Below are 8,339 nucleotides of genomic sequence, written 5' to 3'. Positions count from 1 at the left end.
GTCCCGCGCTGGGTGGCGGAGCCACCCCAACAGGGGTGCCGCGGTGTTTCAGGAAGACCGAGGTGCCTGGATTTGGGGCGGCTTCGCCACCCAGCGCGGGACAAGCCCGCTCACTACAAGAGTTAGTCCGTGCTTTAGGACAAGCCCCCTCCCACAGTTACGCAAGCGCCACATTGGCAGGCACCGCCGCAGGACTGCCACTGGCCACAAAATCTTCCTTACGCAGCACCACCAACGCAATCAGCGACACCACCCCCGTCGCGACGTAGAAATACCACGGTGAAGTGATATCGCCGGTCACCTTGATCAACCAGGTCGAGATCAACGGCGCACTGCCCCCAAACACCGCCACCGGCACGTTATATGCCACTGCAATCCCAGTGGAGCGGATACGCGTCGGCAACAGCTCACTCATCAGCGCGTAGGTCGACGACGCATACAACCCAAACAAAATCGCCACCGCCATCAACGGCGCAAAGAATGTCGTCGGTGTGGCGGTCGGTGCCGACTTGAACAGCCAGAACATCGCCAAGGTCGCCAGCGTGCCGATCACCATCAGGAACGGCTTGCGTCCGTACTTATCAGTGAACGCCCCACCAAACGGCATCACAAACGCCGCCGAGAAACTCGCGACAAACACATAGAGCAAAGTGGTGCCACTGTCGAACTTGAGGATCTTGGCCATATAGGTCGAGGCGAAAGTCAGCACCAGGTAAAAGATCGAGCTGTGCAAGGTGATGATAAAGAACACCAGGGCAATCGCCCGCTTCCATTGCCAGACTTCACGCAGCGGTGCGCGGGAAGTTTGCCCGGCGCGTTGCAGGGCGAGGAACTCGGGGCTGTCTTCGAGCTTCAAGCGGATGTACATGGAGATGAAGCCCAGGGGCGCGGCGATCAGGAACGGCACACGCCAGGCCCATTCCTGCATCAGGTCGGCGCCCAGCACCCAGGTCATGCCATTGGCCACCGCACCGCCCAGCAACAGGCCGAGTACTGCAGTGACCATCAACCAGCAGGTGGCGAAACCACGACGGCCGGGGCCGGCATATTCGGAGATAAAACTGGTGACGGTGCCGATCTCGCCCCCCGCCGAGAAGCCCTGCACGCAGCGCACCAGGATCAGCAGGATCGGCGCCGCGATGCCCAGGGTCGCGTAGGTGGGCAGCAAACCCAGCAACACAGTGGAGCCGGTCATCATCACCAGCGCCATGATCAAGGTTTTGCGGCGACCGATCTTGTCCGCCAATGGGCCGAAGAACAGCCCACCCAGGGGCCGGATAAAGAAGCTCAGGGCAAACGCGGCAAAGCTGGCCAGCAGGCTGGTGGTGGGATCATCGGAGACGAAAAACGCCTGGCCGATGTACACGGCAAGAAAGCCGTAGACGCCGTAGTCGTACCACTCGATCAAGTGGCCGGAGGTGGCGCCGAGAAACGCACGGCGCCGCTTGCGCAACGTGTCTTGCGGGTGAATGCCCATCGTGGGACTCCTTGTCTGTTGTTCTGTCCATGAGAAAACGCGGGCTAGCGAGTGGCGGCGATACTCGCGTCTTTCAACCACTGCCGCAAGTCGGTCTTGAGGATTTTGCCGTAGCTGTTCTTGGGCAACTCGTCACGGAACAGGTACTTCTTGGGTTTCTTGAAAGACGCCATGCGCTCCACAAACCACGCCGTCAGTTCGGCGTCGTCCAGAGGCTCGCCGCTGTGGGTCACCACAAACGCCACCACCGACTCGCCCCACTGCGCGTCCGCCTCGCCCACCACGCACACTTCAAACACCTCGGGATGCTGGGCCAGCACTTCCTCGACTTCACGCGGATACACGTTGCTGCCGCCACTGATGATCACGTCCTTGGAGCGATCCGTGAGCGTGAGGTAACCGGCTGCGTCGAGAAAGCCGATGTCGCCAGTCAGCAGCCAACCGTCGACCAGGGTTTGCCCGGTAGCCTCGGGGTTGCGCCAATAGCCTTGCATCACCGTGGCGCCACGTACGGCAATTTCGCCACGTTCACCGGTCGGCACCGGCTGGTGCTGGCCGTTGAGAATCTGGATTTCAACGCAGGATTGCGCGTGGCCGACGGACGCGGCCAGGGTGGCCCAATCGACACGTTGGCGGTCAGCGATCACTGCCCGGGGCAGCACGCTGATGGTCATCGGGCTTTCGCCCTGGCCGTAGATCTGCACCAGGCGCGGGCCAAAGCAGTCGATGGCTTCACGCAGGTCAGCCAGATACATCGGCCCACCGCCGTAGACGAGGGTCTTGATGCCTTCGCCGTGGTAATCCTGGCGCCGCGCCTGTTCGACCATGCGCTTGACCATGGTCGGCGCGGCGAACAGCGAAACATTGCCCAGCTCGGCAGCCAGTGCGAACAGCTCGACCGCGTCGAAGCCCTGGGAAGTCGGCACCACATGGCGTGCACCGCAACGCACATGAATGAAGTTATAGAGCCCGGCACCATGGGACATCGGCGCCGCATACAGCGCCGCATCATCGGCATGCACCGCGTCGACATCCGTGGCGTAACACAACGACATGGCAATCAGGTTGCCATGGGACAGCATCACGCCCTTGGAACGCCCGGTGGTGCCGGAGGTATAGAACAGCCAGGCGAGGTCCTGGTCCTGGCGCGATACAGGTTGCACCAAGGTCGGCCAGCCACGGGTCGGCGGTAGCAGGTGGCCGTCCAGCTCCTTGCAGCGCAAGGGGAGATCCCGCGACGAAAACACCTGGCCGCCGTCGGTGAAGATCAAGCGCGCCTCGGCGTTGTCGGCGATCCACGCGGCCTCCGCCGGATGCAGTTTGGCGTTGATGGGCACGGCCACCGCGCCCATCCACCAGATTGCGTAGAGCAATTCCAGGTAATCGCAGCTGTTCTTCATCAGCACCGCGACGGCATCGCCCGGTGCCAGGCCATGCTGGTCCACCAGGCAAGCGGCGCGCTGGCGCACATGGGCAGCAAAGGTGGCGTAGTCGGCGACTTGCCGGGTACCGTCGAACAGCGCCGGACGCTGTGGATGACGGCGTTGAGTGTCATGCAGCCAGTTGGCGATGTTCATGGTTCAGTACCGGCGTGCGTGCAGGACCGAGGCGTAGTTGGCCACCGCCATCCCGCCCATGTTGAACACCAGGCCGAACTCAGGGTTGGGCACCGCCAGGCCAATAGGCTCGCCGGTCAATTGTCGAAATGCCAAGGCATGCATCGACACACCGGTCGCGCCCACCGGATGCCCCTTGGCCTTGAGCCCACCGGAGAGGTTCACCGGCAATCTGCCGCCTGCGCGCACCACGCCGCTGTCGAGCACGCGATGGCCCTCGCCTTTGGGCGCCAGGCCCATGGCTTCGTAGATCAGCAGTTCGGCGATGGTGAAGCAGTCGTGCACCTCGGCAAAACTCAGGTCGGCCAGGGTGATATTGGCCCCGCGCAGCGCCGTGTGGATCGCCTGTTGCGGGCCTTCGAAGGCGAGGATGTCGCGTTGGGCAATGGGCAGTGTGTCGTTGACCTGAGTCATCGTACGGATCTGCACATCACGGCGAAACGCCCGTGCCCGCTTGGGCGACGCCAGGATGATCGCGGCGGCACCGTCGCTGATCAGCGAACAATCAGTCAAGCGCAGGGACTCGGCCACGAGCGGGTTGCTCTTGGACACGTTGTTGCAGTGTTCAAAATCCATCACTCGGTGCATCTGCGCCAGCGGGTTGGCCATGGCATTGGAGTGGTTCTTGGTGGCGATAGCCGCCATCGAGGCCAGCGGGCAATGGTAGCGCTCGGCGTATTGCCGGGCGGCGCGGCCAAACAGTTGCGGGAAGCTCAGGCCGGCTTCCGCTGGGTCATTCTGATAGCCGGCACCGGCCAAGGCCTGGGTGACAGCGGCCGTGGAGGTGTGGGTCATCTTTTCGGCGCCCACCACCAGTACCAGCTCGGCGCTACCGGACAGGATCGCATTGACCCCGGCCTGGATCGCCGCCGAGCCAGACGCACAGGCATTTTCACAACGGGTGGCCGGCTTGAAGCGCAGCCCCGGATCAGCTTGCAACAGCAGCGAGGCGGCAAAGCCGTCGGGCACCAGCCCGGAATTGAAGTGGCCGAGAAACAGCGCGTCAATCTCTGATGCATCAATGGCCGCATCCTTTAGGGCTTCGCGGGTGACCTGTACGATCAGGTCTTCAAGGGTGGCGCCTTCCAGGCGACCAAAACGCGAATGACCAGCGGCAACTATGGAGACGCAATCAGCAGGCATATTCAATTTCTTCTGGTGTGGGTCTAAACATTGCCTACAATGAACCACCCTTGGTCGCTCGCCAATTCGTGTAACTACTTACATGGATAAGTAGTAACCGAAGCGATACACCACGAGGCAGGACGCCCAATGACCGTGTTTGCACAACCACTCCAAGATATCGAGCGCCTGGCGTTCCGATTGTCTCCCGCGCCACAAATCGTCACCCGCCACCGCGTGATCGTCGACTGCAACGAAGCCTTCCTGAAGCTGTTCGGCTACCCCCGCGAAGCCTTGGTCAACCAATTGACCCTGTTGATTTATCCGTCCCAGGCCGATTACCACGCCATCGGCAAGCGCAGCCATGACTGGCTGCTCGACAGTGAAAACGGCTTCTACTCCGATGAACGCTTCATGCAGCACAAAAACGGCGAAGTGTTCTGGGCCAAGTCCCACGGCTACACCCTCACCCCCAAAGACCCGTTCAAGCTGATGATCTGGCACTTCGAGCGCCTGGACCGTCCCTATGCCGGCACCGGCGACCTCACGCCACGGGAACGGGAAATCGCCATGCTGATCGTCAACGGCCTCAAGTCCAAGGAAATCGCCCTGCGCCTGGGGATTTCCCACCGCACGGTGGAGGTGCACCGGGCACGGTTGATGAAGAAGCTGGAGGTGAAGAACATTGTGGAGTTGGTGTCGAAGATGATTTTTGTCGGTGGGCGCAGCTGGTTATAGCCAACCATTACAAACCCCGGTCCCGTGCTGGCTACGCTGAACATTGCTCAAGAAGAGCTTACCCACGTAGCGATGTTTAAAGGACTAATACCATGGCGCACACTGATCGTTCCTCACCTGCCACTCAACCCCGTAAAACCCCACCGCCCGTCGAGGGCAGCGGTTCCAACTTGCTCACCCTGGACAACGCCGGCCCCCTGCAGATGGGTTTCTGGGTACCCAACCGCGTGTGGGCGACCGCCAATTACCTGGTGCCGCTGCGCAACTACATCGCCGCGATGAAAAAAGCCGGCACCCTCGCGCCCATGCAGCCGCAACTGGTGGCGTTCAAGCAGTGGGTCACCCGCAACAGTGTGTACCGCATGTGGGTGATGTCGATGATCGAGCAGTCCAACGCCTTCGTGCTGACCCTGCCGCCCCAAACCCGTGACCAGATCAAAACCGAGGATGGCGACGCGGTATGGATCGAGGGCTACGACAGTTTCTTCGAGATTCTCAACGAGATCGTTACCACTTCGTCGTCCTTCAACGACACCGCCCAGGTGGGCACGCCGATGAATGGCTTCCTGGCGATTTCCATGGCCACCGAAGCCGGCGTGGCGCTGTTCCATGACGCGACCTTCAACCAGCAGTTCAAGAAGGTGCTCGACACTTGGAACGCCTACCTCAAGAGCCCGCAATCCCTGGACAAGCTCGACATCAAAAACCCCGAAAAACCAGGCTCGTGGATCTCCAAGGCCGCGTGGAAAGCCGGGGTCTGGGACCAGATGGAGCACGATCCGAAAAAACCTGGTTATGGATTCGCTTCGTGGAACGATTTTTTCATCCGCAAGTTCGTGCCCGGCGCGCGGCCATTCCAGGGCGATGCCAAGACTCAGATCGACATCGGCTGCGAGACCACACCCTGGGAGTACCAGAACAATATCGCCTTCGAGAGCGACTTCTGGATCAAGGACGTCAATTACTCGCTGCTGGACCTGTTCGCCGGCGAGAGCCGGTGGGCCAAGTTGTTCGAAGGTGGTCAGCTTTACCAGGGGTTCCTGTCCGCCACCCACTACCATCGCTGGAACGCCCCGTTGGACGGCACCCTGGTGCGCTCATGGGTACAGCCCGGCACTTACTTCGCCCAACGCCCGGCTCAGAAGGAAGGCCCGGGCACCTGGGAAGGCACCGAGTCACAACCCTACCTGGGCCATGTGGCGGCCCGGGCGATCTTTATTTTCGAGCACCCCACCTGCGGGTACGTGGCGCTGATTTGCATCGGCATGGTGGAAGTCTCGACCTGCATCATCGAACCGGCGTTTATCGTCGGTGAAGGCAGCAAACCGGTCGTCATCAAGCGCGGCACCGAAATTGGTCATTTCGAGTTCGGTGGTTCCACCCACGTGATGCTGTTCCAGCGTGACCGCGTGCGGTTGGAAGAATGGGCAATCAATGCAGTGGAACACCGCCAGGCGCCAAAACCGACGCCTATGGGCAGTGTGATTGCCACCGCTTTGGACACGCATAAACCCAAGTAAACGGCGCCAGACAGTTAGGCGGGGGTCGCCCACCCCGCCTGCTGCTCAAACCCTTCGAACAACTCAAGAATGGTCGCCTTGACCTTCTGCACGGCGTTGCTCTGCACCGCCGTGTCCGGCCAGCACAAGGACAGTTCGCGGCTGAACAAGCGATGGTCGATACGTGCCAGCTTCAGTCGGTTCTGCTCCAACTCCACATGGGCCGCCGCCCACGGCAACACGGTCACACCGAGCCGCGCCAGCACCGCCGAAAACAACAGGTCGGTGGAGTTGGCTTCGAACTCCACGGCAAACGGCAACCCGGCCTCCTGCATGGCGGACTCGACACGACTGCGAATGGTGTTCGGCGCACAGGGCAGCACCAGCGGCATCCGCGCCAGGCTCTGGATGCTCAACGGCGTCGGTGGCAATTCGAATTCCGGCCACGCCACCAGATACAGGGTCTCGCTGAATAGACGCCGGGCGATCACACCCCGCGTCGGCACCCCGTCGACCTGCACTGCCAGCGCCACACGGCCCTGGGTGATCAAACCTCCCAACTGCGCACTCGGCGCGTCGATCAGCTCCAGCTTGATACCCGGATAACGGCTGCGAATGGTACGCGCCAGGGGTATCGCGAGCATCCGCGCCGTACTCGACGGCATGCCCACCGAGACCTTGCCCTGTGGGTATTCGGCGTCCTGGCGCAGCAACTCGTGGGTGGCGTCGGCCTGGCGCAACAGGTCGACAGCGTGCCGGTACAAGGTCTGGCCGGCGGCGGTGGGCACTACGCCTTGGGCGCCGCGTTCGAGCAGTTGCATTCCCATGTCCTGTTCCAGGTTGCGCATCTGCTGGCTGATGGCCGGCTGGGCGATGTGCAGGGCCTCGCTGGCACGGGTGATGTTGGCGCATTCGACCACTTTGACGAAGTACCGCAACTGGCGCAGGTCCATGACTGTCCTCCTGGAAAGCCTTCGACTCTATATAAAAATCCGATGCCACCAAAGGAATTTCATATTTGTTGCTTATGCCGTCGCATCCTAGATTGACCTCACAACAAGAAAGCCCGATCAGGGCCATGGGAGGTCGTCATGTCCAAAGCGTTAACCGCATCGACACTGCGTGCAAAACCCTACAAAACACCGCTGTCCCGCGAGCAGATTCGCGGGTTCTGGGCGGTCTACCTGGGCTGGGTGCTGGACGGCGTGGATTCCGTCATTTTCGCCCTGGTGCTGATCCCGGCCCTCACCGAACTGCTGCCCCACTCCGGCCTGGAACCCACCGCCGCAAATATCGCCATGTATGGCTCGATCATGTTCGGCCTGTTCCTGGTTGGCTGGGGCCTGTCGTTTATCTGGGGGCCTCTGGCGGATCGCTTTGGGCGGGTCAAGGTGTTGGCCGCGAGCATCCTGGTGTACTCGTTGTTCACTGGCGCGGCGGCGTTTTCCGACAACATCTGGCAGTTGGCGATTTTTCGCTTGATCGCCGGCATCGGCGTGGGCGGTGAATGGGCGCTGGCCGGCACCTACGTCGCCGAAAGCTGGCCCGAAGACCGCCGCAAGATGGGTGCCGGTTACCTGCAAACCGGCTATTACCTGGGCTTTTTCATCGCCGCGCTGCTCAACTACACCGTGGGTGCTGCCTATGGTTGGCGGGTGATGTTCCTGTGTGGGCTGTTCCCAGCGGTAGTGGCGGTGTACACCGCGCTGAAGGTCAAGGAGCCGCAGCGCCAAGCGGCAAAGACCGGTCCGCGTACGCCATGGTGGGAGATCTTCGCGCCGGCCTTTCGCCGCCGGACCTTGACCAGCTCAGCCCTGGTTGGCGTAGCGATCGTCGGCCTGTGGGCCGGGTCGGTGTACGAAGCCACCGCCGTGGTCACCCTGGCGA

General features: G+C 61.7%; 7 protein-coding genes. 3 read left to right on the top strand and 4 right to left on the bottom strand.

The genetic code is table 11. The annotated features are described in order from the left end of the window. Positions 1 to 157: 157 nt before the first annotated feature. The 3 genes from ACRESD_RS26505 to ACRESD_RS26495 are packed head-to-tail and all read right to left on the bottom strand — an operon-like array spanning position 158 to position 4,236. Positions 158 to 1,477, bottom strand: a complete 1,320-nt coding sequence (locus ACRESD_RS26505) for an MFS transporter (RefSeq protein ID WP_431753614.1) — start codon at positions 1,475 to 1,477, stop codon at positions 158 to 160. A gap of 44 nt (positions 1,478 to 1,521) precedes the next feature. Next, positions 1,522 to 3,054: a class I adenylate-forming enzyme family protein gene (locus ACRESD_RS26500; protein ID WP_431753613.1), complete on the bottom strand. Its 1,533-nt coding sequence runs from the start codon at positions 3,052 to 3,054 to the stop codon at positions 1,522 to 1,524. A 3-nt stretch (positions 3,055 to 3,057) separates the two neighbouring features. Beyond that, complete coding sequence (locus ACRESD_RS26495; protein ID WP_431753612.1) at positions 3,058 to 4,236, bottom strand: acetyl-CoA acetyltransferase; 1,179 nt, start codon at positions 4,234 to 4,236, stop codon at positions 3,058 to 3,060. 129 nt (positions 4,237 to 4,365) lie between these two features. On the opposite strand from ACRESD_RS26495, the gene ACRESD_RS26490 reads away from it, so the two are divergent. After that, positions 4,366 to 4,953 (top strand): LuxR C-terminal-related transcriptional regulator, encoded by a 588-nt coding sequence (locus tag ACRESD_RS26490; RefSeq protein ID WP_431753611.1) that lies wholly within the window; start codon positions 4,366 to 4,368, stop codon positions 4,951 to 4,953. A 92-nt stretch (positions 4,954 to 5,045) separates the two neighbouring features. Further along, positions 5,046 to 6,473, top strand: a complete 1,428-nt coding sequence (locus tag ACRESD_RS26485) for a phophatidylserine decarboxylase associated domain-containing protein (protein WP_431753610.1) — start codon at positions 5,046 to 5,048, stop codon at positions 6,471 to 6,473. 14 nt (positions 6,474 to 6,487) lie between these two features. On the opposite strand, the gene ACRESD_RS26480 is transcribed toward ACRESD_RS26485, so the two are convergent. After that, the gene (locus tag ACRESD_RS26480) at positions 6,488 to 7,405 is read right to left on the bottom strand and encodes a LysR substrate-binding domain-containing protein (protein WP_431753609.1); all 918 of its coding nucleotides are present in this window, start codon (positions 7,403 to 7,405) and stop codon (positions 6,488 to 6,490) included. A 138-nt stretch (positions 7,406 to 7,543) separates the two neighbouring features. Here ACRESD_RS26480 and ACRESD_RS26475 point away from each other — a divergent pair. Beyond that, a partial coding sequence (locus ACRESD_RS26475; RefSeq protein ID WP_431753608.1) for an MFS transporter occupies positions 7,544 to 8,339 on the top strand: 796 nt, incomplete at its 3' end.

The sequence above is a fragment of the Pseudomonas sp. genome (assembly GCF_050739995.1).
Taxonomy (GTDB): domain Bacteria; phylum Pseudomonadota; class Gammaproteobacteria; order Pseudomonadales; family Pseudomonadaceae; genus Aquipseudomonas.
This window is presented reverse-complemented; position numbering and strand designations above follow the sequence as displayed.